General features: G+C 65.2%; 24 protein-coding genes, 1 tRNA gene and 1 other RNA gene. 14 read left to right on the top strand and 12 right to left on the bottom strand.

Translation table 11 applies throughout. From position 1 onward, the window contains the following. Positions 1–6: 6 nt before the first annotated feature. The 4 genes from XH81_RS17330 to XH81_RS17345 all read right to left on the bottom strand — a co-directional run bounded on the left by XH81_RS17330 (position 7) and on the right by XH81_RS17345 (position 3,289). Positions 7–909: a hypothetical protein gene (locus XH81_RS17330; RefSeq protein WP_271596305.1), complete on the bottom strand. Its 903-nt coding sequence runs from the start codon at positions 907–909 to the stop codon at positions 7–9. 116 nt (positions 910–1,025) lie between these two features. After that, complete coding sequence (gene queD, locus XH81_RS17335) at positions 1,026–1,382, bottom strand: 6-carboxytetrahydropterin synthase QueD (RefSeq protein ID WP_271596306.1); 357 nt, start codon at positions 1,380–1,382, stop codon at positions 1,026–1,028. A gap of 84 nt (positions 1,383–1,466) precedes the next feature. Continuing rightward, positions 1,467–1,543 (bottom strand) — tRNA-Arg (locus XH81_RS17340). A 303-nt stretch (positions 1,544–1,846) separates the two neighbouring features. After that, the gene (locus tag XH81_RS17345; protein WP_049806495.1) at positions 1,847–3,289 is read right to left on the bottom strand and encodes an ATP-binding protein; all 1,443 of its coding nucleotides are present in this window, start codon (positions 3,287–3,289) and stop codon (positions 1,847–1,849) included. 418 nt (positions 3,290–3,707) lie between these two features. Here XH81_RS17345 and rpmH point away from each other — a divergent pair, with 418 nt between their 5' ends. The 11 genes from rpmH to dapE all read left to right on the top strand — a co-directional run bounded on the left by rpmH (position 3,708) and on the right by dapE (position 13,690). After that, a complete protein-coding gene (gene rpmH / locus XH81_RS17350; protein ID WP_008542748.1) occupies positions 3,708–3,842 on the top strand; it encodes a 50S ribosomal protein L34 in 135 nt (44 codons plus the stop codon). Positions 3,843–3,870: 28 nt separating this feature from the next. Next, positions 3,871–4,284 (top strand): ribonuclease P protein component, encoded by a 414-nt coding sequence (gene rnpA, locus XH81_RS17355; RefSeq protein WP_271596307.1) that lies wholly within the window; start codon positions 3,871–3,873, stop codon positions 4,282–4,284. 16 nt (positions 4,285–4,300) lie between these two features. Then, positions 4,301–6,154: a membrane protein insertase YidC gene (yidC, locus tag XH81_RS17360; protein ID WP_038947350.1), complete on the top strand. Its 1,854-nt coding sequence runs from the start codon at positions 4,301–4,303 to the stop codon at positions 6,152–6,154. Between the two features lie 183 nt (positions 6,155–6,337). After that, positions 6,338–6,991, top strand: coding sequence for a ribosome biogenesis GTP-binding protein YihA/YsxC (gene yihA, locus XH81_RS17365; RefSeq protein ID WP_038947348.1), 654 nt, complete (start codon positions 6,338–6,340; stop codon positions 6,989–6,991). Beyond that, a complete protein-coding gene (locus tag XH81_RS17370; RefSeq protein ID WP_038974805.1) occupies positions 6,991–7,356 on the top strand; it encodes a DUF423 domain-containing protein in 366 nt (121 codons plus the stop codon). Before yihA ends, XH81_RS17370 begins: the two co-directional genes overlap by 1 nt. A gap of 231 nt (positions 7,357–7,587) precedes the next feature. After that, the gene (argB, locus tag XH81_RS17375; protein WP_028140832.1) at positions 7,588–8,475 is read left to right on the top strand and encodes an acetylglutamate kinase; all 888 of its coding nucleotides are present in this window, start codon (positions 7,588–7,590) and stop codon (positions 8,473–8,475) included. Positions 8,476–8,669: 194 nt separating this feature from the next. Continuing rightward, positions 8,670–9,656: a DUF1036 domain-containing protein gene (locus XH81_RS17380; RefSeq protein WP_038947346.1), complete on the top strand. Its 987-nt coding sequence runs from the start codon at positions 8,670–8,672 to the stop codon at positions 9,654–9,656. 194 nt (positions 9,657–9,850) lie between these two features. Then, on the top strand, positions 9,851–10,543 hold the full coding sequence (locus XH81_RS17385; protein ID WP_038947345.1) for a pyrimidine 5'-nucleotidase: 693 nt from the start codon (positions 9,851–9,853) through the stop codon (positions 10,541–10,543). Positions 10,544–10,805: 262 nt separating this feature from the next. Further along, positions 10,806–11,651, top strand: a complete 846-nt coding sequence (gene dapD, locus XH81_RS17390) for a 2,3,4,5-tetrahydropyridine-2,6-dicarboxylate N-succinyltransferase (RefSeq protein WP_028140835.1) — start codon at positions 10,806–10,808, stop codon at positions 11,649–11,651. 222 nt (positions 11,652–11,873) lie between these two features. Continuing rightward, positions 11,874–12,527: a DUF805 domain-containing protein gene (locus XH81_RS17395; protein ID WP_038947342.1), complete on the top strand. Its 654-nt coding sequence runs from the start codon at positions 11,874–11,876 to the stop codon at positions 12,525–12,527. Then, the gene (gene dapE / locus XH81_RS17400; protein WP_271596308.1) at positions 12,524–13,690 is read left to right on the top strand and encodes a succinyl-diaminopimelate desuccinylase; all 1,167 of its coding nucleotides are present in this window, start codon (positions 12,524–12,526) and stop codon (positions 13,688–13,690) included. The genes XH81_RS17395 and dapE overlap by 4 nt, the downstream gene beginning before the upstream one ends. Positions 13,691–13,821: 131 nt before the next feature. Here dapE and truA read toward each other — a convergent pair whose 3' ends face one another. The 3 genes from truA to def form a co-directional block, all read right to left on the bottom strand. Beyond that, complete coding sequence (gene truA, locus XH81_RS17405; protein ID WP_152102274.1) at positions 13,822–14,559, bottom strand: tRNA pseudouridine(38-40) synthase TruA; 738 nt, start codon at positions 14,557–14,559, stop codon at positions 13,822–13,824. A gap of 6 nt (positions 14,560–14,565) precedes the next feature. Next, entirely contained in the window at positions 14,566–15,501 is a 936-nt protein-coding gene (gene fmt / locus XH81_RS17410; protein ID WP_212475044.1) for a methionyl-tRNA formyltransferase, read from the bottom strand. Between the two features lie 138 nt (positions 15,502–15,639). Next, complete coding sequence (gene def / locus XH81_RS17415; RefSeq protein ID WP_028140840.1) at positions 15,640–16,164, bottom strand: peptide deformylase; 525 nt, start codon at positions 16,162–16,164, stop codon at positions 15,640–15,642. Positions 16,165–16,334: 170 nt separating this feature from the next. On the opposite strand from def, the gene XH81_RS17420 reads away from it, so the two are divergent. Both XH81_RS17420 and XH81_RS17425 read left to right on the top strand, forming a co-directional pair. Beyond that, a complete protein-coding gene (locus tag XH81_RS17420; RefSeq protein WP_095425067.1) occupies positions 16,335–17,534 on the top strand; it encodes a DNA recombination protein RmuC in 1,200 nt (399 codons plus the stop codon). A 141-nt stretch (positions 17,535–17,675) separates the two neighbouring features. After that, complete coding sequence (locus XH81_RS17425; protein ID WP_038972273.1) at positions 17,676–19,040, top strand: AmpG family muropeptide MFS transporter; 1,365 nt, start codon at positions 17,676–17,678, stop codon at positions 19,038–19,040. Between the two features lie 117 nt (positions 19,041–19,157). On the opposite strand, the gene XH81_RS17430 is transcribed toward XH81_RS17425, so the two are convergent. The 5 genes from XH81_RS17430 to ffs form a co-directional block, all read right to left on the bottom strand. Continuing rightward, positions 19,158–19,595: a hypothetical protein gene (locus tag XH81_RS17430; RefSeq protein ID WP_018320787.1), complete on the bottom strand. Its 438-nt coding sequence runs from the start codon at positions 19,593–19,595 to the stop codon at positions 19,158–19,160. A gap of 27 nt (positions 19,596–19,622) precedes the next feature. Continuing rightward, positions 19,623–20,225: a recombination mediator RecR gene (gene recR / locus XH81_RS17435; protein ID WP_018320788.1), complete on the bottom strand. Its 603-nt coding sequence runs from the start codon at positions 20,223–20,225 to the stop codon at positions 19,623–19,625. A 1-nt stretch (position 20,226) separates the two neighbouring features. Next, positions 20,227–20,547, bottom strand: coding sequence for a YbaB/EbfC family nucleoid-associated protein (locus tag XH81_RS17440; protein WP_271596309.1), 321 nt, complete (start codon positions 20,545–20,547; stop codon positions 20,227–20,229). A 28-nt stretch (positions 20,548–20,575) separates the two neighbouring features. Then, the gene (locus XH81_RS17445; protein WP_271596310.1) at positions 20,576–22,396 is read right to left on the bottom strand and encodes a DNA polymerase III subunit gamma/tau; all 1,821 of its coding nucleotides are present in this window, start codon (positions 22,394–22,396) and stop codon (positions 20,576–20,578) included. A 95-nt stretch (positions 22,397–22,491) separates the two neighbouring features. Beyond that, positions 22,492–22,588: signal recognition particle sRNA small type (ffs, locus tag XH81_RS17450), an RNA gene on the bottom strand. Positions 22,589–22,770: 182 nt separating this feature from the next. Here ffs and XH81_RS17455 point away from each other — a divergent pair. Next, positions 22,771–23,616 (top strand): transporter substrate-binding domain-containing protein, encoded by an 846-nt coding sequence (locus XH81_RS17455; protein WP_028140845.1) that lies wholly within the window; start codon positions 22,771–22,773, stop codon positions 23,614–23,616. Positions 23,617–23,634 lie beyond the last annotated feature (18 nt).

Here is a 23,634-nt window from a genome sequence, read left to right on the forward strand (position 1 = left end):
GCGCCGTTACAATTTCCCGTAGACCCGCCCGGCGACCGCCTTCAGGCGCTCGACCGAGCCGGACTCCGGATGCGGCTTGACCGGCGCGAACAGGATCGAAGCCTGCCTGCCGTTCTTCCAGACATAGATGGTGACGGCGTTGCCGTTGCCCTTGGTGCAGGAATACTCGCCGAACGCTTCACTGCCGAGCTCTTGTATCGCCGTGTGCTTGCAGGGGCCTGCGCGTTTCATCATGCCGATGGCGGTGTCGCGCGAGGTCGCGATCACCGCGACGGTCATGGTGTTGGCCTCGCGATCGAACATCATGCAGCTGCCCGCGCCGGTCCGCTGCACCGTCAGCGTGCCCGTGTCGAGAAAGCCGTCGGCATCCGCGGCCGTGAGCCACTCGCAATTGCCGAACCGTTCGCTGCTCTTGCTCACGCTGCCTATGGCCACGCGCGCGGCTTCGGTGACCGGCCCGAGCAGCGCTTCATCAGCGCGCCGGCCGATCGGATAGACGGTGATCTGCAGAATGTAATCGCCTGACAAGGCGACGACCGAGGCTTCCTGGCGCTCCGCGCCGGCCGCGCTCGTTCCGCCCTGGCCTTCGTCGCCGATCCCCGCGACTGCGTTGAGCGGCATGCGCTCGCCAAGCGTCTTGACGAAGGTCGCGTACAATTCCCTGGCGCGGTCCTTGTCGGGATTGCGGAACACGGAGAGCATCATCGTGTCGCCGCGCCCGGCCTGGTAGATGCAGCCGCGGCCGTCCTGATTTGAAATCAGTGACCATTTGAGCGCCGGCATCGCACGGGCGAGATCCTGGGCGCTGATGAACGGGCAGGTTTCGGCCGCGCGCGCGGGAAGCACCGGGACGGCTGCGATGGCGAGGAAAAGAGCGAGGCAGGTGAACAGACGACCGATGGTACGCATGGACGTACTTACTACCGAAATGCCGCGCCCGGAACAATTCGAACGTCCGCCCCTCAGATCCGTCGCCTGATGCTCTATCGAGCCGATGGCCCGGCCAAGTCAGCGCAGGGCCGTCGTCACTGCCCGTTATATTCGGCCCAGCAATCCGCCGTTTCATAGACCCGGACCGCCGACAGCTGTCGAAGGCTCGGCTTCAACCGGTCCCAGATCCAGATCGCGATATTCTCGGCGGTGGGGTTCTCGAGGCCTTTGACCTCGTTCAGGCAGTGGTGATCCAGCGCGCCCAGGATGTCGGCGAAGCATTCTTCGATGTCGAAGAAATCCGCGACGAAGCCGGTGTGCGGATCGACCGGCCCGTCCAGCTGGACCTCGACCCGGTAGGAATGACCGTGCAGCCGGCGGCATCGATGGGTCTCGGGCACGTTCGGCAGCCGATGCGCCGCCTCGAACTTGAACGCCTGCGATATCTTCATTCCGCTCCTCACACGGCATCGCCATCCGGTCTCGGGCCCGTCTGGCGACCAGATGCTGCTAGGTCCTGACCTTTCGGCGAAGAATGGCGCGCCCGGAACGATTCGAACGTCCGACCCTCAGATTCGTAGTCTGATGCTCTATCCAGCTGAGCTACGGGCGCGTTTTTCGCGAACAGTGCGGACCTAAGCCCGCAGGCAGCCTCCGGACAGCGCCGGAGGGGTGCGAAAGAGCGCTCTGACTAACCGCTCTTGCCCCGATTGGCAAGGTCCGGGATGGGGAGATTTTGCAAGGAAATGACGGGGTCGGTGTCATTCCGGGATGGCCCAATGGGCCAGGCCCGAAATCCATAACCCCCGCTGGTGGCTATGGATTTCCGGGCTCGCGACGTCGTCGCGCCCGGGAATGACGGATAGATGAGTGCTCCAGACCCTGCAATGACGGAAGAACTCGGCCTTGGGCCGACTTACGCCCTCTGCCGCTCGTTGCGGATGGAGAGGAGCTCGACGGGGCGGTCGGGGATGACGATACGGAAAGTGGCGCCGATGGTGCCTTCGACCAGGTGGATGTCGCCGCCATGGGCGCGGACCAGCTCGGCGGCGATGGCGAGGCCAAGGCCGCTGCCGCCGGGGCGGCCGGAGGTCTGGAACGCCTCGAACAGGTGCTCCCGGGTCTTCTGGGGGACACCGGGGCCGGTGTCGGAAACCTCGAGAATTGCGACAGCGCCCTCGCGTTTTCCCGTGATCCGGATCTGCTGCACCCCACCCTCGCCGGAGGCGTGACTTTCCAGCGCCTGGGCGGCGTTGCGGACGAGGTTGAGCAGCACCCGGAACAGCTGATCGGGATCGGCATCGACCGCAAGCCCGCGATCGATCGCGGCGACCCAGGCGATCGAGGCGTCGGAGGCGAGGCCCGCGGTCTCGCGCACCTCCAGCACCACAGGCTCGATCAGGATCATGCGACGGTCCGGTGCGGCCTCCTGGGCGCGGCCGTAGGACAGCGTCGACTGGCAGAAGGCGATGGCACGCTCGAGCGAGCGCACCAGCTTTGGCGCAAAGCGCTGCACCCGCGGATCCGGCACGCTGGCGAGCTGATCCGACAGCAGCTGGGCCGAGGCCAGCAGATTGCGCAGATCGTGGTTGATCTTGGACACGGCGAGGCCAAGGGCGGCGAGCCGGCTTTTCTGATGCAGCATCGACATCAAATCGCGCTGCATGTCCGACAATTCGCGCTCGGCGACCCCGATCTCGTCGCTGCGCTGGCTCGGCACGATGATCCCCGCCGAGCTTTCGGGGTTCTCGTGGAAGCCGACCAGGCTCGCGGTCAGCCGCCGCATCGGGCGGACGAAGAGATAATGAAGCGCCAGATAGACGAGGCCCGCGGTCAGCGCGGCGATGATCAGCGCGACCACCACGACGTTGCGGGAGAACCGGTACATCTGCTGCCGCAGCGGCAACTCGTCGGTCACGATCTCGATGAACTGGGCCGTGCCGACGCCGGGGCCGACGATGCGGATGGCCTGGTTGCCGGTCTCCAGCATCATCCGGAACGAGCCGGTGATCGCGTCCCAGGCCGTCATGTCGCGCAGGTCGATGTCATGCTCGATGGCGGCCGGAATGTTGTCGCTGGCGAGCAATCGGCGCTGCTGGCCCATCTTGATGGCGACGGCGCGGGCATTGATGCTTTTCAGGATCTGGCGCGACAGCGAATCGGGAACCATGCCGAGCGGCGCCGCATCCAGCACCAGCGCCGCCGTGTTGGCGGCGGCGACGCGGTCGTTGAGCCGGTTGACCCAGAAGTTGGCAATGGCGGGCACATAGAGCAGCACGGCCGCGATCATCACCAGGGGGACGGTGAGCAGCAACAACTTGCCTGACAGCCCGAGCCCGCGCGTCCCACGGGGGCGCATCGCCGGCGGGTCCGGCTGATCCTGATCCCGGACCGGCTGGAGGTCTGTCGTTGCCACGAAAGTCGCCCTCGCCTTTGGCGGATGAAGGATTGGCAGTATGAAGATGCGGCCCGACCTCGGTCCGGTCAAATTACGGATCGCTAATCTGCCGAGGTGGGATGTAAGCGCTGATATCGCGAGTCGCCACCTCAAGGGTTAAAAACCCCGCACAAACAGCGATATTCACCGGAATCGTGCGCTTGTGCGGCGTTGACGAAAACAAGGCGCTCGCTTATAAGCCGGCCAAATTGTCCGCGATGACCCGGTGCGACACCGGGAGCGGCTCTCTTGGGGCCGGAAACGGCCCGTTTTGGGCCGCATCTTCGGGACTTTACCATCAATTCTACAGGCAAATTGCCCGGTCAGCGGAGAAAAACCCGTGAAGCGGACTTATCAACCCAGCAAACTGGTGCGCAAGCGCCGTCACGGCTTCCGTGCCCGTCTCGCCACTGCCGGCGGCCGCAAGGTTCTCGCCGCCCGCCGCGCTCGCGGCCGCAAGCGTCTGAGCGCCTGAGCCGGACCCCCTTTTCCGGGATTTCATCATGGATCGGCTGAGGCAGCGGGCGGATTTCGTCGCCGTTGCCAATGGCGCGCGGGTGAACAGTCCCGCGTTCGTCCTGCAAAGCCGCCCCCGCGATGACGGCGGCCCGATCCGTATCGGCTTCACCGTTACCAAAAAGAACGGCAACGCCCCCGCGCGCAATCGTATCCGGCGCCGGCTTCGCGAACTGGTGAAGCGGCTCGATCCGGTGTCGATGCAGCCCCATCATGATTATGTCCTGGTCGGACGAAGCGGCGCGCTCTCGCGCGACTTCGCCACCATGCTCGACGATCTGCGCATGGCGTTCACGAAGCCGGCGCGGCATACGGCCAAGGGACCTGCGAATGGACGCAGCCCGAGGACTGACCGTACCGGGCCCCGCCCCGCTCCTGCTGCCAGCCGCAAACCGGAATGATGACGAGACCCCAGAGATGACCGACAATCGCAATACCATCCTCGCCGTCATTCTGTCGGGCCTCGTCCTGATCGCCTGGCAGTATTTCTACAATGTGCCGGCGATGGAGAAGCAGCGCGCCCAGCAGCAGACGCAGGCCGAGCTCCAGAAGACCACGCCGCAGCCGTCGGCCTCCGCGACGCCGGGCGCGGCGCCGCAGCAGCCGGGCAACGCCGCTCAGCCGGCAACGCCGGGCGCGACCCAGCAGGCCCAGCCCGTGGTGGCGCGCGAGGCCGCGATTGCAGCCAGCCCGCGCGTGAAGATCGACACGCCGCGGATTGCCGGCAGCATCGCGCTGAAGGGCGGCCGCATCGACGACATCGCGCTGGTGCAATTCCGCGAAACGGTCGATCCGAAGTCGCCGCCGATCATCCTCTATTCGCCCTCGGGCACCGCGGAGCCCTATTACGCCGAATTCGGCTGGGTGGCGGCGACGGGCGTGACGGCGAAGATGCCTGATGCCCAGACCGTCTGGCAGCAGGACGGCAGCGGCAGCCTGACGCCGACGACGCCGGTGGTGCTGAAATGGGAGAATGGCGATGGTCTCACCTTCCGCCGCACCATTGCGGTCGACGACCATTATCTCTTCACCATCAAGGACGAGGTGAGCAATGTCGGCAATGCGCCGGTTACGCTCTATCCGTTCGCGCTGATCTCGCGCCACGGTGCGCCGCAGGTCTCCGGCTACTACATCCTGCATGAAGGCCTGATCGGCTATCTCGGCGACCAGGGCCTGCAGGAATATGCCTACAAGAAGATCGACGAAAGCAAGAAGGTGGACTTCAAGGTCACCAACGGCTGGCTCGGCATCACCGACAAGTACTGGGCCTCGGCGCTGTTGCCGGATACCAATGCCCAGCTGCAGGCGCGCTTCTCATCGAACCCATCCGGCAACGTCCACACCTACCAGACCGATTATCTGCTCGACCCCGTCACCGTCGCGATCGGCGGCACTGCGACCGCGAACGCGCGGCTGTTCGCCGGCGCCAAGGAAGCCGGCGTGGTCGGCGTGTTCCCGTTCGCCGGCCTCGGCGGCTACAACAAGGAGCTGGGGCTGAACCATTTCGATCTCTTGATCGACTGGGGCTGGTTCTACTTCATCACCAAGCCGATGTTCCTCGGCCTCGACTTCTTCTACCGCTTCTTCGGCAATTTCGGCATCTCGATCCTGCTCGTGACCGTGATCGTGAAGCTGCTGTTCTTCCCGCTGGCGAACAAGTCCTACGCCTCGATGGCGAAGATGAAGTCGGTTCAGCCGCAGCTGCAGGCGCTCAAGGAGCGTTATCCCGACGACAAGGTGAAGCAGCAGCAGGAGATGATGGAGATCTACCGCAAGGAGAAGATCAATCCGGTCGCCGGCTGTCTCCCCGTGCTGATCCAGATCCCGGTGTTCTTCTCGCTCTACAAGGTGCTGTTCGTCACCATCGAGATGCGGCACGCGCCGTTCTACGGCTGGATCAAGGACCTCTCGGCGCCGGATCCGACCAACCTGTTCAACCTGTTCGGGCTGATCCCGTTCGATCCGACCACGATCCCGGTGTTCGGCCATTACCTCGCGCTCGGCATCTGGCCGATCATCATGGGCATCACGATGTGGTTCCAGATGAAGCTGAACCCGACACCGCCGGACCCGACGCAGCAGATCATCTTCAACTGGATGCCGCTGATCTTCACCTTCATGCTGGCGGGCTTCCCGGCGGGCCTCGTGATCTACTGGGCCTGGAACAACCTGCTCTCGGTGATCCAGCAGAGCTACATCATGCGCCGCAACGGGGTGAAGGTGGAGCTGTTCGATAATCTCAAGGCGACGTTCGCGAAGAAGGCGACGTAGCTGCACACGAAGCGTGCCCGGTCATGCGGGCGCAAATGCCTCCACAGCGTCATGCCCGGGCTTGTCCCGGGCATCCACGTTTTGGAGGGTACCGCGCAGACAGACGTGGATGGCCGGGACATTTGAATGGGAAGACGCGCTTCGCGCTTTTGCCCGGCCAAGACGCGAGGATAGACTTTCCAGATGACCGATAAATCAGACGACAAGCTGATCGAGGCCGGGCGGAAGCTGTTCGCGCGCGACTGGCAGTTCATCTGGGCCTCGCCCTCGATCCAGACGCTGCCGCCGATGGCGGGGCTGGAGGTCGCCTTTGCCGGGCGCTCCAATGTCGGCAAGTCGAGCCTGATCAACGCGCTGACGGGGCGCAACGCGCTGGCGCGCACCTCGCATACGCCGGGACGCACCCAGGAGCTGATCTTCTTCGAGGTCCCCGGCAAGACCGACCTGCGCCTGGTCGACATGCCCGGCTACGGCTATGCCAAGGCGCCCAAGAGCCAGGTGGCGTCCTGGACCGAGCTGATCCACAAATTCCTGCTGGGACGCGCCTCGCTTGCGCGCGTCTACGTGCTGATCGACGCGCGGCATGGCCTCAAGGAGGTCGACCTCGAGGTCCTCAAGACGCTCGACCGCTCCGCGGTCAGCTACCAGATCGTGCTGACCAAGGCCGACCAGGTGAAGGCCTCCGAGCTGCAATCGCGCATCGCCGAAACCGAGGCGGCGCTGGCCAGGCATCCGGCCTCGTTCCCGAACGTGCTCGCGACCTCGTCACGCAGCTCGACCGGCATGGAGAGCTTGCGCGCCGCGATGGCGAAACTGCTGGAAGAGCGCGCTACGTGATGGTGGCGCAGCGCCTGCTGATCGGACTTGCCGGTTTGATGGGCGCCGCCGGCGTCGCGCTGGCCGCCGCCTCGGCGCATGGCGGCGATGCGAGCCGGCTGGCCTCGGCCAGCGCGATGCTGCTGTTTCATGCAACTGCCATACTTGCAGCTGTCGCCCTGCTGGCGCGCGGCCTTCTGCACGGCGGAATTGGCCTCATCGGTGCATTCGGCTTCGTGATCGGCGCCGTGCTGTTCGCGGGCGACCTCACCTTGCGGCAATATGCCGGGCACTCGCTGTTTCCATACGCAGCGCCGACGGGCGGGACGGTGATGATCGCGAGCTGGCTGGCCGTGACGCTGGCCGCGGTGGTGGCGCGGAAATAGGTCTCGTGTCCCGGACGCGGTGCGGCACCTAAAGCGCGTTTACGCGCGTCTTCGACGCGCTATGGTGACGCTCCGCAGAGCCGGGACCCAGCAAGCCGCATGGGCCCCGGCTCTGCAGCGCACCGCTGAAGAAGCGCTGCGCTGCGTCCGGGGCACGAAGACCACTTTGCGCCACGCCCGCCAATCGGATAGAACGCAGGCCGCTCCAGTCCCGCCAGCGAGATCCGCGACATGACCGACATCTCCCCGCTCGACCAGGCCCGCATCCTGTCGGAAGCGCTGCCGCACATGCAGCAGTATGACGAGGAAACCATCGTCATCAAATATGGCGGCCATGCCATGGGCGACGAGGAGACCGCGAAGAATTTTGCCCGCGACATCGTGCTGCTGGAGCAGACCGCCATCAATCCGGTGGTGGTGCATGGCGGCGGCCCGCAGATCGCGACCATGCTCAAGCGCCTCGGCATCGTCTCGGAATTCGCAGCCGGCCTGCGCATCACCGATGCGGCGACCATCGAGATCGTCGAGATGGTGCTCGCCGGCTCCGTCAACAAGCAGATCGTCGGCTACATCAACGAAGCCGGCGGCAAGGCCGTGGGGTTGTCCGGCAAGGACGGCAACATGGTGAAGGCGTCGAAGACGACGCGGACCATCATCGATCCGGGCTCGAACATCGAGAAGGCAATCGATCTCGGCTTCGTCGGCGATCCCGAGAAGGTGGACCTCACGCTGCTCAACCAGCTGATCGGCTACGAGCTGATCCCGGTGCTGGCGCCGCTCGCAACCTCGAAGGAAGGCCAGACGCTGAACGTCAACGCCGACACTTTTGCCGGTGCGGTTGCCGGCGCGCTGAAGGCCAAGCGCCTGTTGCTGCTCACCGACGTGCCTGGCGTGCTCGACAAGTCGAAGAAGCTGATCCCGCAATTGTCGGTCAAGGACGCGCGAAAGCTGATCGCCGACGGCACCATTTCCGGCGGCATGATCCCGAAGGTCGAGACCTGCATCTATGCGCTGGAGCAGGGCGTGGAGGGCGTCGTCATCATCGACGGCAAGATGCAGCACGCGGTGCTGCTTGAGCTCTTCACCAACCAGGGCACGGGAACGCTGATCCACAAGTGAGGGACGAGCGGACAAAGAAAACCGTCATGGCCGGGCTTGTCCCGGCCATCCACGATCTTTCGATCCGCGCCAAGAACGTGGATGCCCGGGCCTTCGCCTCGCCGAAGAGGCTTCGGCCTCGCAGGCGGGACAAGCCCGGGCATGACGGGCGGAGGGCTCAGCGCCCCCGCCGCTCACCCCTGACCCGCTTCCTGATGGCGCTGCCGGCCGCGGCCGTCTCGTTCGTCTTCTCCTCAGTGCCGGCCCTCGCCGATCTGAAGATCTGCAACCGCATGTCCTATGTCGTCGAGGCCGCGATCGGCATCGACGACAAGGCGGCGACCGCGACGCGCGGCTGGTTCAGGGTCGATCCCGCCACCTGCCGCGTGGTGGTGCAGGGCACGCTGACCGCCGATCGCATCCTGCTCAACGCCCGCGCGCTCGGCGTCTATGGCGCCTCCCCGATTCCGCAGAACGGCAGCGACATGCTCTGTGTCGCGCAGGACAATTTCGTCATCGCGGCGGCCCGGCAATGCCGCAGCGGCCAGACCCAGGCTGCGTTTACGCAAGTGACGCCGGCGCAAGGAGCCGACGGCAACCTCATTGCCTATCTCGCCGAGGATTCCGAATATGACGACGAGCAGGCCCGCCTCGCCGGCATCCAGCGGCTGTTGGTGATCGCGGGCTACGACGCCGCGCCGATCGACGGCGTCGACGGGCCGAAGACGCAGGCAGCCCTGGCCGCGTTCCTGAAGAGCCGCGGCTTGTCGTCGGACATCGTGGGCTCGCAAAACTTCTTCAAGACCATGGTCGATGCGGTGCAGACGCCGTCCCCGACCGGCCTCACCTGGTGCAACGACACGCCGCACAAGGTGATGGCGGCGATCGCGACCGACGACGGCAAGTCCGTGACCAGCCGCGGCTGGTATCGCATCGATCCCAAGACCTGCCTGCATCCTGATGTGACCGGCCAGCCCAAGCAGATCTTCAGCTTCGCGGAGGCCGTCGACGCCGACAACCGCGCCGTCAAGCTGAAGGACCGGCCGTTGAACTGGGGCGGCGACAGGCAGCTCTGCACGCGCGAGACCAAGTTCGAGACCGTTGAGCAGACCGATTGCGGCGCGCGCGGATTTGCGATGACGGGATTTGGCGCGGTGGACATGTCGAGCGGCGGCAAGACGCTCCGCTTTGCGGTGCCGTGAAATTGGCGTCATGATCAACACGCAAGCGCCTACAAGCTCCGCTGTCGTCCCCGCGAAGGCGGGGACCCATAACCCCAGGGAGTGGTTGTGGCGCGAAGCTGGCCACCCCGACTCTTCGCCGAACTCCTCCCCGTGGTTATGGGTCCCGGGCTCGCGCTTCGCGCGCCCCGGGACGACGAGCTGAGAATGTTGATATGAACCAACTCCGCACCTTTGCTCATGTCGACACCTGGGTGTTCGACCTCGACAACACGCTGTATCCGCATCACGTCAATCTGTGGCAGCAGGTCGATGTGCGGATCACCGAGTTCGTGTCCAGCTGGCTGCAGGTGACGCCGGCGGAGGCGCGAAAACTGCAGAAGGATTATTACCTGCGCTTCGGCACCACGATGCGCGGCATGATGACCCTGCATGGCGTGTCCGCCGACGACTATCTCGCCTATGTCCACAAGATCGACCATTCACCGCTGCAGCCGAACCCGGCGCTCGGCGAAGCCATCGCAAACTTATCGGGGCGCAAGCTGATCCTGACCAATGGCTCGGTCGACCATGTCGATGCGGTGCTGGCGCGTCTCGGCCTGGCAACGCATTTCGACGGCGTGTTCGACATCATCGCCGCCCAGTTCGAGCCGAAGCCGGCGGCGCAGACCTATCAGAAATTCCTCGCCGACCACGCGGTCGATCCGACCAAAGCCGCGATGTTCGAGGACCTCGCCCGCAACCTCACCGTCCCGCACCAGCTCGGCATGACCACCGTGCTGGTGGTGCCTGACGGAACGAAGGAGGTGGTGCGGGAGGACTGGGAACTGGAAGGCCGGGATGCCGCCCATGTCGACCACGTCACGGATGATCTGACGGGGTTTTTGGCAGGGCTCTCGCCCCTATAACCGCCGTCGTCCCGGGCAAGCGTAAGCGCAGACCCGGGACCCATAGCCACGGGATTTGGTTGTCGCGCCGGATTGGTAACTCCGAATCTTCGTCAAACCACTCCCTGTGGCTATGGGTCCCGGATCGGCGCTCCGCTTCGCTGCGCTTGTCCGGGACGACAGTGGAGTATGGACGACGGCGGAGTATGCCTTGACTCCGCCCGCCCAAATCCCGAAAAAGCGCCCCAATCCGTCAAATTCCTGCTTCCCAGAGGAAATCCCGATGTCCCTCCAAGCCCTCGAATCCACCATCAACAGCGCCTTCGACGCGCGCGACGGCATCTCGACCTCGACCAAGGGCGAGGTGCGCGAGGCCGTGGACCAAGCACTGGAGATTCTGGACAAGGGCGAGGCGCGCGTTGCCGAGCGCGGCAGCGACGGCAAGTGGAAGGTCAATCAGTGGCTGAAGAAGGCCGTGCTGCTGTCGTTCCGCCTCAACGACATGGGCGTCATTCCCGGCGGATCCGGCAAGGCGACCTGGTGGGACAAGGTGCCCTCGAAGTTCGAAGGCTGGGGCGAGAACCGTTTTCGCGACGCCGGTTTTCGTGCCGTGCCCGGCTCGGTGGTGCGCCGCTCGGCCTTCATCGCCAAGAACGTCGTCTTGATGCCGTCCTTCGTCAATCTCGGCGCCTATGTCGATGAGAGCACCATGGTCGACACCTGGGCCACTGTCGGCTCCTGTGCGCAAATCGGCAAGCGCGTGCACATCTCCGGCGGCGCCGGCATCGGCGGCGTGCTCGAGCCGCTGCAGGCCGAGCCCGTGATCGTCGAGGACGATTGCTTCATCGGCGCGCGCTCAGAGGTCGCCGAGGGCGTGATCGTGCGCAAGGGTGCGGTGTTGGCGATGGGCGTGTTCCTGGGCGCCTCGACCAAGATCGTCGACCGCGAGACCGGCGAGGTCTTCATCGGCGAAGTGCCCGAATATTCCGTCGTGGTGCCCGGCGCGCTGCCCGGCAAGCCGATGAAGAACGGCCAGATCGGCCCGAGCACCGCCTGCGCCGTCATCGTCAAGCGCGTCGACGAGCGCACGCGCTCCAAGACCAGCATCAACGAGTTGCTGCGGGATTGAGTTCGGCGCACACCGCTGTCGTCCCGGCGAAGGCCGGGACCCATACTCCGAGGCCGTGGTTTGGCGAAGACTCGTCGTTCGGTACGACTATCTTTCTACTGTCGATAGATCACGCGGTATGGGTCCCGGCCTTCGCCGGGACGACACCGGAGCCCTATCGAACCCACCCCCTCTCCATCGCGACCAAATATCGGGCGGCTCCTCCCGCCCGGAGCCGTTCGCATGGACTGGATCTGGTATCTGTTCCGCTTCGACGGCCGCATCAACCGCGCGTTGCTGTGGCAGGCGCTGCTGATCGTCGCGCTGCTGGCGGGCTTGCTGGAGATTGCCGGTCAAGTCATCGGGATCGTCGGAGGGACGAGGTCCACCCTGAAGCTCGGAATTGAGCTCGATTTCGACTTCGGTCTCGACGGCCTCTTCAAGCTGGTCGACCCCCGCGTCTCCCACGCGCTGGCATCGGCCGATCTCGCGGGCTCGATCCTCAAGGCGTCCGGCATGGCGCTGTTCTTCTGGATCTATCTCGCGACGGCGATCAAGCGACTCCATGACCGCGACAAGAGCGGCTGGTGGATCGTTCCGTTCTTCTTCTTGCCCGGCCTGTTCAGCCAGTTCGCGGACCTGCTGCCCAAATCAAGCTGGATATTTTCGCTCAACCTGACTGCCGCACTGCTGTGGCTGTGGGGCCTCGTCGAAATGTTCTGCCGGTCCGGCACCTCGGGCCACAACCGGTTCGGCCCTGATCCGCTCCTCGATATCGAGGACAGTTCGGCATCCGCCGCCTCCCCTGCGAAAGGCTGGGACCAGAGCCGCGAGATCGAAATTGTCCCGCCCCGCGCTAGCCCACCCGGCGGCATGCATGTTAAGCGGGGCGCATGACCGATGCTCTCTCCATTGCCCGCGATCTGATCCGCTGCCCCTCGGTAACCCCTGAAGATGCCGGTGCGCTCGGGGTGCTCGAAAAAGCCCTCACCGCCGCCGGCTTCGCCTGCCACCGCGTGACCTTCAGCGAGCCCGGCACCGCCGACGTCGACAATCTCTATGCGCGGATCGGCACCGAAGGCCCGCACATCACCTTTGCCGGCCATACCGACGTGGTGCCACCCGGTGACGAGAGCGCCTGGAGCATCGGTGCGTTCTCCGGAGAGGTGAAGGACGGCGTCCTGCACGGCCGCGGCGCGGTCGACATGAAGGGCGGCATCGCCTGCTCGGTCGCCGCGGTGCTGGAGCATCTCGCCGCCAATGACGGCAAGCCGCGCAACGACGGAAAGGGCTCGATCTCGTTCCTGATTACGGGCGACGAGGAAGACGTCTCCATCAACGGCACCATCAAGCTATTGAAATGGACGGCCGAGCGCGGCGAAAAATTCGACCATTGCGTGCTGGGCGAGCCCTCCAATGTCGAGACGCTCGGCGACACCATCAAGGTCGGCCGCCGCGGCTCGCAATCCGGCACGCTTTATGTCGACGGCGTGCAGGGCCACGTCGCCTATCCGCATCGGGCCTCCAATCCGGTGCCTGACATCGCAAGGCTGATCGTTGCGATCTCCGACGAGCCGCTCGACCATGGCAGCGCGCAATTCCAGGCCTCCAATCTCGAATTCACCTCGGTCGACGTCGGCAACAAAGCGAGCAACGTCATCCCCGGCGAGGCCCGCGCAAAATTCAACATCCGCTACAACGACAACCACACCCAGGCCTCGTTGCGCGAGCTGGTCGAGACGCGGCTGACAAAAGCCTGCGGCAACCGCATCAAGGCCCGCATCGTCTGGGAGCCCTCGAACTCCAACGTGTTCGTGACCAAGCCGGGCCCGTTCACCGATCTCGCGGTGTCCGCGATCGAGGAGGTGACGGGGCGGAAGCCCGAGCTGTCGACATCAGGTGGCACGTCGGATGCGCGGTTCATTTCCAGCTACTGCCCGGTGATCGAATTCGGTCTGGTCGGCCAGACCATGCATCAGGTCGACGAGCGGGTGCCGGTCAAGGATCTGGAGAAGCTGACGCAGGTCTATCGCGGGATTTTGGCAAGGTATTTCGGGTAGGTGCGGTCATTGCCAAGTATTCCGCCGTCATGCCCGGGCTTGTCCCGGGCATCCACGTACTTCAGTCCCAGCAAGAAAGATCGTGGATGGCCGGGACAAGCCCGGCCATGACGGTGTGGCGGCATCACGCGCTAATAGTCCACCTTCATCAGATACAGCCCATCCGGCGGGGCGACGATGCCGCAGGCGGCGCGGTTGCGCGCCTCTAACGCTGCGGAGAGGTCTTCGGCGGTCCAGCGGCCCTCGCCGACCCAGATCAGCGAGCCCACCATCGAGCGCACCTGGCTGTGCAGGAACGAGCGCGCCGAGGTGACGATGGTGATCTCGCGGCCGTCACGCAGCACGTCGAGCTGGTCGAGCGTCTTCTCCGGTGACTTGGCCTGGCACTCGGTGTCGCGGAACGTGGTGAAATCGTGCTTGCCGAGCAGACGCTGTGCCGCCACATGCATCGCCTCCGCATCGAGCCGGCGCGGCACGCGCCAGGCATGACCGATGTCGAGCGCGAGATTGGCGCGGGTGTTGATCACGCGGTAGCGGTAGTGGCGCTTCACCGCGGAGAAGCGCGCCTCGAACGTGTCAGGCACGATCTCCGCCTCCAGCACCGCGATCGGATGCGGGCGCAGATGCGCGTTGAGCCCGTCGCGAAAACGGCCCGGCGGAAACTGCTTGTCGATATCGACATGCGCGACCTGGCCACGCGCATGCACGCCGGCATCGGTGCGGCCGGCGCCATGCACCCGCAAATCCGCGCCGGTCATCGCCTTCACGGCCGCCTCCAGCGCGCCCTGCACCGAAGGCAGCGTGTCCTGCACCTGCCAGCCGAAAAACGGCGCGCCGTCATACTCGATGGTGAGCTTGTAGCGGGGCATCGCTGATCAGTTGAACCTCGCTCCCGCCTTCAACGGCACGCCGCGCAGGAAATCCGCGGCCTGCATCCGGCCCTTGCCTTCGCGCTGGATCTCGATGATGCGGATGGCGCCCTCACCGCAGGCGATGGTGAGGTTGTCATCGAGCACCTCGCCCGGCGCGCCCGACCCCTTTGCCAATTCACACCGCAGGATCTTGACGCGCGCATTCTCGCTGACGCCGGCAAGCTCGGCCCAGGCGCCGGGGAATGGCGACAGGCCGTGGATGTGACGCAGCACGGCACGCGCCGGCCTGGTCCAGTCGATGCGCGCCTCGGCCTTGTCGATCTTGGCGGCGTAGGTGACACCGTCCTCGCTCTGCTTCTTGAGCTGGAGCCCGCCGCGCCCGAGCGCGGCCATCGCGCGCACCATGAGATCGGCGCCGAGGCGAGAGAGACGATCGTGCAAATCGAGTGCAGTCATGTTGTCCGTGATCGCGAGGCGCTCGGCCATGGCGACGTCGCCGGTATCGAGACCGACATCCATCTTCATCACCATCACGCCGCTCTCGGCATCGCCGTCCATGATCGCACGGTTGATCGGCGCTGCGCCGCGCCAGCGCGGCAGCAGCGAAGCGTGCAGATTGTAGCAGCCGAGTTTTGGCGCATCGAGGATCGCCTGCGGCAGGATCATGCCATAGGCGACGACCACGGCGGCATCGGCGTCGAACGCGCTGAACTCGTCGAGCGCTTCCTGGGTCTTCAGCGTCTTCGGCGTCCGCACGGGAATGCCGAGCTTTCGCGCAGCTTCTTCGACCGGCGTCGGCTGCAATTGCAGGCCGCGCCGCCCGCCGGGCTTCGGCGCGCGGGTGTAGACGGCGACGATCTCGTGGCCATGCGCGACCAGCTCGAGCAGCGTCGGCACGGAGAAATCGGGCGTGCCCATGAAGATCAGGCGGAGGGGCATGTGGCGAGACAATCCTCGGAAACGAGCAACGTACTCGTCATGGCCGGGCTTGTCCCGGCCATCCACGTTCTTCCGGCCTGCGGCGGCACAGAACGTGGATGCCCGGCACAAGGCCGGGCATGACGGCGGAGAACGTGGTTACTCCGCGCGCTTGGCGGCCTTCTCGAACTTCTTCATCACGCGGTCGCGCTTGAGCTTCGACAGATAGTCGACGAACAGCACGCCGTTGAGATGGTCGATCTCGTGCTGGATGCAGGTGGCATAGAGGCCTTCGGCGTCCTCCTCGTGCACCTTGCCGTCGAGATCGGTGAAGCGCACGCGCACCTTCGCAGGGCGCTCGACCTCCTCGTAATATTCGGGGATCGAGAGACAGCCTTCCTCGTAGACCGAGAGCTCCTCGGACGAGGCGATGATCTCGGGGTTGATGAAGACGCGCGGAAGCGGCGTGGTCTCGCCGTTCTCGTCGCGTTTGGCGAGGTCCATGGTGATCAGCCGCAGCGGCTGCGCGACCTGGATCGCGGCGAGGCCAATACCGGGCGCGTCGTACATGGTCTCGAACATGTCGTCGGCAAGCTTGCGAATCTCCGGCGTGACCTTCTCGATCGGCTTGGAGACCAGACGCAGCTGCCTGTCGGGCAGGATGATGATTTCTCTGAGGGCCATGGCCGCGATTTAAGCCGCGCGCCGGACGCGGTCAATCCGGCCGGGAACCCCGTTAACCCCTCGCTAACCATAAAACTTGAGGTTTCGTTAACCATAAAAATTAGGGGGCTATTAACCATAACCGTTCCCTCTTCGTTCGCTAAGGTCGGCGAATCGCGCTAGAAGGGCCCATGAACGAGATCATTTTCATGCTGGCCGACTGGCCGGTGCGCACGATTGATGCCCTGATCGGCTTCGGCGCCCTTGTCCTCACCCTGCTGGTGACGATCGCCGTCGTGATCGCCCGCTCGGGCCGGCGCGGCGCGGAACTCGCGATGGCGCATGCGATCCGGGCCGACGAGCTCGAGGAGCGCCTGAGCGAGGTGCTGCGCGCCCAGAGCGAATCCTCAGGGAGGGTCGACGCCATGACCCAGGCGCTGGCGGGACGCCAGGCCGAGATGGCGCGCGCGGTCAACGAGCGGCTGGATTCGGTCACCCATCGCGTCGGCCAGTCGATGGAACATTCGACGCGCAACACCATGGAGAGCCTGCGCGCGCTGCACGAGCGGCTCGGCATCATCGACAGCGCCCACAAGAACCTTACCGATCTCACCACCCAGGTGACGACCCTGCGCGACGTGCTCGCCAACAAGCAGTCGCGCGGCGCCTTCGGCCAGGCGCGGATGGAGGCGATCGTCCAGGACGGTCTGCCGAAGGGCGCCTACGAGTTCCAGTTCACGCTCTCGACCGGCAAGCGGCCCGACTGCGTCGTGTTCCTGCCAGACCAGCGCCCGCTCTGCATCGACGCGAAGTTTCCGCTGGAGGCGATGACGGCGCTGCACGACGCCCGCACCGACGAGGAGAAGCGCGTTGCCACGCAGCGGCTGCGCGGCGACGTGATGAAGCATGTCAGCGACATCGCGGAAAAATATCTCGTCACCGGCGAGACCCAGGAGATGGCACTGATGTTCGTGCCGTCGGAATCGGTCTATGCGGAAATCCATGACGGTTTCGACGACGTGATCCAGAAGGCCTATCGCGCCCGCGTGGTGCTGGTGTCGCCCTCGCTCTTGATGCTGGCGATCCAGGTCATGCAGCAGATCATGAAGGACGCGCGCATGCGCGATGCCGCCGACCAGATTCAGACTGAAGTGATCAAGCTCGGCGACGATCTGGGTCGTCTCAGGGATCGCGTGGTCAAATTGCAGAAGCATTTTTCCGATGCGAACGAGGACGTCCGCCAGATCCTGATTTCCGCCGACAAGATCGAGAAGCGCGCAGGACGAATCGAGGAGCTCGATTTCAGCAAGGCGGACGCGCCGGCCGAGGGACCGCGGCTGGTCGCGGGCGCGGGCGAGCTGTTTCCGCGGAAGCTCCAGGCGGGGGAGTGACACCGTTTCGTCATGGCCAGGCTTGTCCCGGCCATCCACGGACTTTTCAACGGCACCAAGAACGTGGATGCCCGGAACAAGCCCGGGCATGACGGGATTTGTGGCAGAGGCATCACCCCCAGAATCTGCTAACACCACCCCATGACCGCTCCCGACGCGACCTCCCCCGCCGCGACCTCCGTCCCTGCGCCCTCCTGGCGCGACAGCCTTGCCGTGTACCTGCAGCCCCGGGTGCTGATCGTGCTGTTCCTCGGCTTCTCCTCGGGGCTGCCGCTGGCGCTGTCGGGCTCCACGCTGCTGGTGTGGATGCGCGAGGCCGGGGTTGACCTGAAGACGATCGGGCTGTTCGCGCTGGTCGGCACGCCCTACACGCTGAAATTCCTGTGGGCGCCGCTGGTGGATGCGCTGCATGTGCCGCTGTTCACCCGCGCGTTCGGGCGGCGGCGCGGCTGGCTGCTGTTCTCGCAATTGCTGCTGATCGTCGCGATCCTGCTGCTGGCGATGACCGACCCGGCCAGCTCGCCGTTCTACGTCGCGCTGGGCGCGCTGCTGGTGGCGACGACGTCGTCGACGCAGGACATCGTGGTCGACGCCTTCCGCGTCGAGAGCCTGCCGGAGAGCGAGCAGGCCGCCGGTATGGCGGCTTACGTTGCGGCCTACCGCATCGGAATGCTGGTCTCGACCGCGGGCGCGCTGTTCATCGTCTCGGGCTTCGAAGGCACCGGCATACCCCGCACCTCGGCGTGGATGTGGGGCTATGTGGTGATGGCCGCGATGGTGCTGATCGGCACGATCACCGCGCTGGCCGCGACCGAGCCGGCGCAATCCGCACAGGCGGAAGCTGCGACACAAACCGAGACCGCCTTTGCGCGTGTGTTGAGCGCGGCGATCGGCGCGTTCTCCGAATTCCTGTCGCGCAAGGATGCTCTCGCCGCGCTCGCCTTCGTCGTGCTATTCAAGTTCACCGATGCCTTCTCGGGCACGATGACGGCGCCGTTCGTGATCGACCTCGGCTTCACCCGCAACGATTATGCGGCGATCGTGAAGGGCGTCGGCCTCGCCGCCACCCTGATCGGCGGGTTTGCCGGTGGTTTCGTCGCGCGGCGCTATCCGCTGGCAATGTCGCTCTGGATCGGTGGCGTGGTGCAGGCGCTGGCCAATTTGTCCTTTGCCTGGCTCGCAGTGGTCGGCACCAATCAATGGGCGCTGGCGCTCGCGATCTGTGCCGAGAACTTCACCAGCGCCATCGGCACCGTGATCTTCGTGGCCTACCTCTCGGCGCTCTGCCAGAACCCGCTGCACACGGCGACGCAATATGCGCTGCTCACCGCGCTCGCGGCGGTGGGGCGAACATATCTGTCGTCGAGCGCGGGCTATGTCGCGGACACCACGGGCTGGCCGCTGTTCTTCGTGATCTGCGTGCTGGTGGCAATCCCGAGCCTGGTGCTGCTCGCATGGCTGCAGAAGCGCGGACATTTCGAGGCGCTGGGGCCGGTGAGGGTGTGACGCTCTGTAGGGTGGGCAAAGGCGCACTTGCGCCGTGCCCACCATCGTTCCAAGCATTCGACACAGGCGGTGGGCACGCTTCGCTTTGCCCACCCTACGGCATCTCGATCTGCCCCCCTACTGCTTCTTGATCAAGCTCCACTTCGTGATCACGGCTTCGCTCATCTGGCCGGGATCGCTGGCGCAGGCGACTTCGTCGACCTTGACCGAGATTTCCTTGCCGACGAACGTCTTCAGCTGCGCGGCCTGCGCATCGCCGCTCGGAACGAGCTGGAACGTCTCGGGCCCGGTCTCGAGATTGCACAGCCCGTTCGGCGGCGGCAGGCGGCGCGGCTCGGACGTGATCTGGTAGGTCGCAACCCGCTTGCCGGCATTCTTGACGTCGCGCACTTTCAAGGCATTCAACTCGCCGGACAACACCTCGCCGGCGTTGATCGGCTTGCCGGGCTTGGACGGCGGCGGCGCCCCGTCGTCCTGCTGCGCGGAGATGGCCGGGCTCGCCAGCAGCATCATCGTCGCGACCAAAGCCAAGCGTGTGGCGAAAAGTTTCGTCATGTCGTCCGTTCCGTAAAGTCTGGATGGCTAGAACAGGGTACGCTGCCGCATCGCGGCCGATAGCGTACCTTCATCGAGATAATCAAGCTCGCCACCGACAGGCACACCATGGGCCAGCCGGGTTACTTTTACGTTGGCGTCCTGGAGCAGGTCGGTGATGTAGTGCGCCGTGGTCTGGCCGTCCACCGTGGCATTCAGCGCCAGGATGATTTCGTGCACCCGAGAATCATGCGCGCGCGCGACCAGCGCGTCGATGGTCAGATCCTGCGGGCCGACGCCGTCGAGCGGCGACAATGTCGCGCCCAGCACATGATAGCGACCCTGGGTCGCATTGGCCCGCTCCAGCGCCCAGAGATCGGCGACATCGGCGACGACGACGATGATGGCGTCATCGCGCTTGGGATCGGTGCAGACGGTGCAGGGATTTTGCGTATCGATGTTGCCGCAGGTCTTGCAGACCTGGACCTTGTCGAGCGCGACCTGCATGGCCGAGGCCAGCGGCATCATCAGCGCTTCGCGCTTCTTGATCAGATGCAGCGCCGCGCGCCGCGCCGAGCGCGGACCGAGGCCCGGCAGCCGCGCGAGAAGCTGCACCAGCCGCTCGATTTCGGGACCTGCAACCGCGCCCATCTTACTGGCCGACCAACCCCGGCGGCAGGCCGAGCCCGCCGGTCAGCGACTGCATCTTCTCCTGCATCGCGGTCTCCGCCTTGCGGCGGGCATCACCGAGCGCGGTGACGAGCAGATCTTCCAGCACTTCGCGCTCTTCCGGCTTCATCAGCGAGGGGTCGATCTTGATACCCTTGACGTCCATTTTCGCGGTCATGCGCACCGCGACGAGGCCGCCGCCGGAGATGCCCTCGACTTCCACGTTGGCCAGCTGCTCCTGCATCTCCTGCATCTTGGATTGCAGCTGCGCCGCCTGCTTCATCATGCCGAGAAAATCAGCCATCGGTGCTCGTCCTTGGAAAAAGATGGGCTCAGAGATCGTCGCCGTCGGAACCGTCGGGCGGATCGTCACTGCCATAGTCAGCGTTTATATTGGCTTCCGGCGTCTCGGGGGCAAGCCTGCGGACCTCGACAACCTTCGCGCCGGGGAAACGCGACATCACCTCCCGCACGCGCGGATCGGCCTCTGCGGTACGGGCATGCTCCTGCTTCGCCGCCTGGTTCACCGAGCGCAGCGTCGGCTGGCCCTGCTCGTTGGAGACGATCACCGTCCAGCGGCGGCCGGTCCACAGCTCGAATTTCTTGGCGAGATCGGAGATCATGGTCTTGGAGGCGTTCGGCTCGAGCGCGACCTCCAGCCGGCCCTCCTCGAAACGGACGAGGCGCATGTCGCCCTCGAGCGCGCTCTTGGTCATGATGTCGCGCTTCTGCCCGGCGAGCGCGACGAGCTGGGTGAAGCTCGTGACGCGCAGCTGGGGCACCGCCCCTTGCGGATCCGGCGCGGGCGCCGCCATCTGCGGCCGCGCGCCGCCACCGCCGAACGAAGGCGGCGACGAGGTCGGCATGCGAACAGGCGCCGAGGAGGCCGTCGGCGCGGCCGGCGCGCTGCGTGCAGCACCGCCGCCGCTCGCGACCGGCGAGCCGCCGCCGTTCTGCTCCAGCATCCTGATCGCTTCGTCCGGCGTCGGCAGGTCGGCGACATAGGCGATGCGCACCAGCACCATCTCGGCGGCCGCAGCCGGGCGCGTCGCGGCCTGCACCTCGGCAATGCCCTTGAGCAGCATCTGCCACATCCGCGACAGCACGCGCATCGAGATCTTTGAGGCGAAATCCTTCGCACGCACGCGCTCAGTCTCACCATAGGCAACGTTGTCGGCAGTCGCCGGCACGATCTTCACGCGGGTGACGAAATTGACGAACTCGGCAAGGTCCGAAAGCACGACGATGGGATCGGCGCCGACATCATACTGGTCGCGGAACTCCTTGAAGGCGGCGGCGATGTCGCCGCGCGCCAGCGAATCGAAGAGGTCGATGACGCGGGTGCGGTCGGCGAGCCCCAGCATCTGCCTGACGGCATCGGCCTTCACGGCGCCTGCCGCATGCGCGATCGCCTGGTCGAGCAGCGACAGCGAATCACGCACCGAGCCTTCGGCAGCGCGTGCGATGATGCCGAGCGCCTCCGGCTCGATCTCGACGTTTTCCTTGGCGGCGATATTGGCGAGGTGCTTCATCAGCACGTCCGCCTCGACGCGGCGCAGGTCAAAGCGCTGGCAGCGCGACAGCACGGTGACCGGAACCTTGCGGATCTCGGTGGTTGCGAACACGAACTTGGCGTGCTCCGGCGGTTCCTCCAGCGTCTTTAGGAAGGCGTTGAACGCCGCCGTCGACAGCATGTGGACTTCGTCGATGATGTAGACCTTGTAGCGCGCGCTGGCCGGCGCGTAGCGCACGCTGTCGTTGATCTGGCGGACGTCGTCAACGCCTGTGTGCGAGGCCGCGTCCATCTCCAGCACGTCCATGTGCCGGCTTTCCATGATCGCCTGGCAATGCACGCCCAGGGTCGGCATGTGGATGGTCGGACCCTTTACCGAACCATCAGGCATCTCGTAGTTGAGTGCACGGGCCAGAATGCGCGCGGTGGTGGTCTTGCCGACGCCGCGGACGCCGGTGAGGATCCAGGCCTGCGGAATGCGCCCGGTCTCGAACGCATTGGAGACGGTGCGGACCACCGCTTCCTGGCCGATCAGATCGTCGAAACTGGAGGGACGGTATTTGCGCGCCAGCACCCGGTACGGCGCATTGCCGGCCTGGCCGGCGCTGTCGGGGTTGGAAGGGGCGCCAGCGTCGGTCATCGGTCGATCCGCAATGAAATGTCTCTTGGCCGGCTTTTGCGGAAAGGAGCGCGCTGGCGGCTGATGCCGCCGGCGCTGGTTCGCTCGAAAAACAGGTAGGAGACTGACGAGCGACCCGATCCGGACCTCGTTAGGGCTGCTTCCTTCCGGACCTGACCCGGTTGGCGAGTGGCTCGTCCACCGCCAATCTCCCGGTCCCTATTTGGGGCCAAAAGGGGCGGAAAGCAAGCGGCTATCGCCCCTGATCGACGGCGCCTGCCCAGCATCCGGGCAATTCCCGATCTGCCCAGCCGATAGGCTGTGCTTTCACTGAAAGTGCGACCTTGGTATGAACCTGACGGAACCTGTCCCAACCAGAAAAGCGATTGATCCCAATGGTTACACGTCGTGATGTTGCATCGATTGTCGGACTTGGCGCGATGACCGCGGCCGCGCTGGCTTCGCCGGCCGTGGCCCAGACCGCCGATCCGAACGAATCGACCTTCGCCCGCATCCGCCGCACCAAGAAGATGCGAATCGGCGCGGTCGGCGGCGGCGCGCCCTATTACATGAAGGATCTCTCCAGCGGCCAGTGGAAGGGCTTCTACATCGACATCGCCAAGGGGCTCGCCGACGACATGGAGGCCGAGCTCGAGATCACCGAGACGACCTGGGGCAATTCGGTGCTCGACCTGCAGGCCAACAAGATCGACATCTTCTTCGGCCTCAACCCGACCCCGAAGCGCGCGCTGGTGGTCGACTTCTCGGTGCCGGTCTTCAACAACGCCTTCGCCATCCTCTGCAAGAAGGACTTCAAGCCGAAGAGCTGGGCCGAGCTGAACTCGCCCGACATCAAGATCGCCGTCGACCAGGGCTCCTCGCACGATCAGGTCGTCAGCCGCCTGACGCCGAAGGCGCAGATCACGCGGCTGAAGACCGCGGACGACGCCACCGCGGCGCTGCAGACCGGCCGCGTCGACGCGCAGTGCCTGATCACCATGCTGTCGCTGACCGTGCTGAAGAAGAACCCCTCGCTCGGCCAGCTCGTGCTGCCGACGCCGATCTTCGCAACGACCTCGAATGCCGGCTTCCGCCGCGAGACCGACAAGACCTGGCGCGATTACGTCAACACCTGGATCGACTTCAACAAGGGCCTCGGCTTCATCCGCAACGCGATCATCACCAACATGGAGCTGGTGGGCGTGACCGAAGCGGACATTCCGCCGGGCGTTTCGTTGTAAGTTTCCACTTTCGTCATT

This window comes from Bradyrhizobium sp. CCBAU 25360, assembly GCF_028128695.1.
Classification (GTDB): Bacteria; Pseudomonadota; Alphaproteobacteria; order Rhizobiales; family Xanthobacteraceae; genus Bradyrhizobium; species Bradyrhizobium ottawaense.

What these genes read in the sequence shown, in the direction of transcription:
- XH81_RS17330 (WP_271596305.1), bottom strand. Translation starts at nt 909, where the DNA reads ATGCGTACCATCGGTCGTCTGTTCACCTGCCTCGCTCTTTTCCTCGCC.
- XH81_RS17370 (WP_038974805.1), top strand. Translation starts at nt 6,991, where the DNA reads ATGGTGGCGCAGCGCCTGCTGATCGGACTTGCCGGTTTGATGGGCGCC.
- XH81_RS17440 (WP_271596309.1), bottom strand. Translation starts at nt 20,547, where the DNA reads ATGGCTGATTTTCTCGGCATGATGAAGCAGGCGGCGCAGCTGCAATCC.
- XH81_RS17425 (WP_038972273.1), top strand. Translation starts at nt 17,676, where the DNA reads ATGACCGCTCCCGACGCGACCTCCCCCGCCGCGACCTCCGTCCCTGCG.
- dapE (WP_271596308.1), top strand. Translation starts at nt 12,524, where the DNA reads ATGACCGATGCTCTCTCCATTGCCCGCGATCTGATCCGCTGCCCCTCG.
- def (WP_028140840.1), bottom strand. Translation starts at nt 16,164, where the DNA reads ATGGCCCTCAGAGAAATCATCATCCTGCCCGACAGGCAGCTGCGTCTG.
- dapD (WP_028140835.1), top strand. Translation starts at nt 10,806, where the DNA reads ATGTCCCTCCAAGCCCTCGAATCCACCATCAACAGCGCCTTCGACGCG.
- yidC (WP_038947350.1), top strand. Translation starts at nt 4,301, where the DNA reads ATGACCGACAATCGCAATACCATCCTCGCCGTCATTCTGTCGGGCCTC.
- XH81_RS17345 (WP_049806495.1), bottom strand. Translation starts at nt 3,289, where the DNA reads ATGCGCCCCCGTGGGACGCGCGGGCTCGGGCTGTCAGGCAAGTTGTTG.
- XH81_RS17445 (WP_271596310.1), bottom strand. Translation starts at nt 22,396, where the DNA reads ATGACCGACGCTGGCGCCCCTTCCAACCCCGACAGCGCCGGCCAGGCC.
- XH81_RS17395 (WP_038947342.1), top strand. Translation starts at nt 11,874, where the DNA reads ATGGACTGGATCTGGTATCTGTTCCGCTTCGACGGCCGCATCAACCGC.
- fmt (WP_212475044.1), bottom strand. Translation starts at nt 15,501, where the DNA reads ATGCCCCTCCGCCTGATCTTCATGGGCACGCCCGATTTCTCCGTGCCG.
- XH81_RS17385 (WP_038947345.1), top strand. Translation starts at nt 9,851, where the DNA reads ATGAACCAACTCCGCACCTTTGCTCATGTCGACACCTGGGTGTTCGAC.
- recR (WP_018320788.1), bottom strand. Translation starts at nt 20,225, where the DNA reads ATGGGCGCGGTTGCAGGTCCCGAAATCGAGCGGCTGGTGCAGCTTCTC.
- XH81_RS17420 (WP_095425067.1), top strand. Translation starts at nt 16,335, where the DNA reads ATGAACGAGATCATTTTCATGCTGGCCGACTGGCCGGTGCGCACGATT.
- XH81_RS17455 (WP_028140845.1), top strand. Translation starts at nt 22,771, where the DNA reads ATGGTTACACGTCGTGATGTTGCATCGATTGTCGGACTTGGCGCGATG.
- yihA (WP_038947348.1), top strand. Translation starts at nt 6,338, where the DNA reads ATGACCGATAAATCAGACGACAAGCTGATCGAGGCCGGGCGGAAGCTG.
- rnpA (WP_271596307.1), top strand. Translation starts at nt 3,871, where the DNA reads ATGGATCGGCTGAGGCAGCGGGCGGATTTCGTCGCCGTTGCCAATGGC.
- queD (WP_271596306.1), bottom strand. Translation starts at nt 1,382, where the DNA reads ATGAAGATATCGCAGGCGTTCAAGTTCGAGGCGGCGCATCGGCTGCCG.
- XH81_RS17380 (WP_038947346.1), top strand. Translation starts at nt 8,670, where the DNA reads ATGGCGCTGCCGGCCGCGGCCGTCTCGTTCGTCTTCTCCTCAGTGCCG.
- XH81_RS17430 (WP_018320787.1), bottom strand. Translation starts at nt 19,595, where the DNA reads ATGACGAAACTTTTCGCCACACGCTTGGCTTTGGTCGCGACGATGATG.
- truA (WP_152102274.1), bottom strand. Translation starts at nt 14,559, where the DNA reads ATGCCCCGCTACAAGCTCACCATCGAGTATGACGGCGCGCCGTTTTTC.
- argB (WP_028140832.1), top strand. Translation starts at nt 7,588, where the DNA reads ATGACCGACATCTCCCCGCTCGACCAGGCCCGCATCCTGTCGGAAGCG.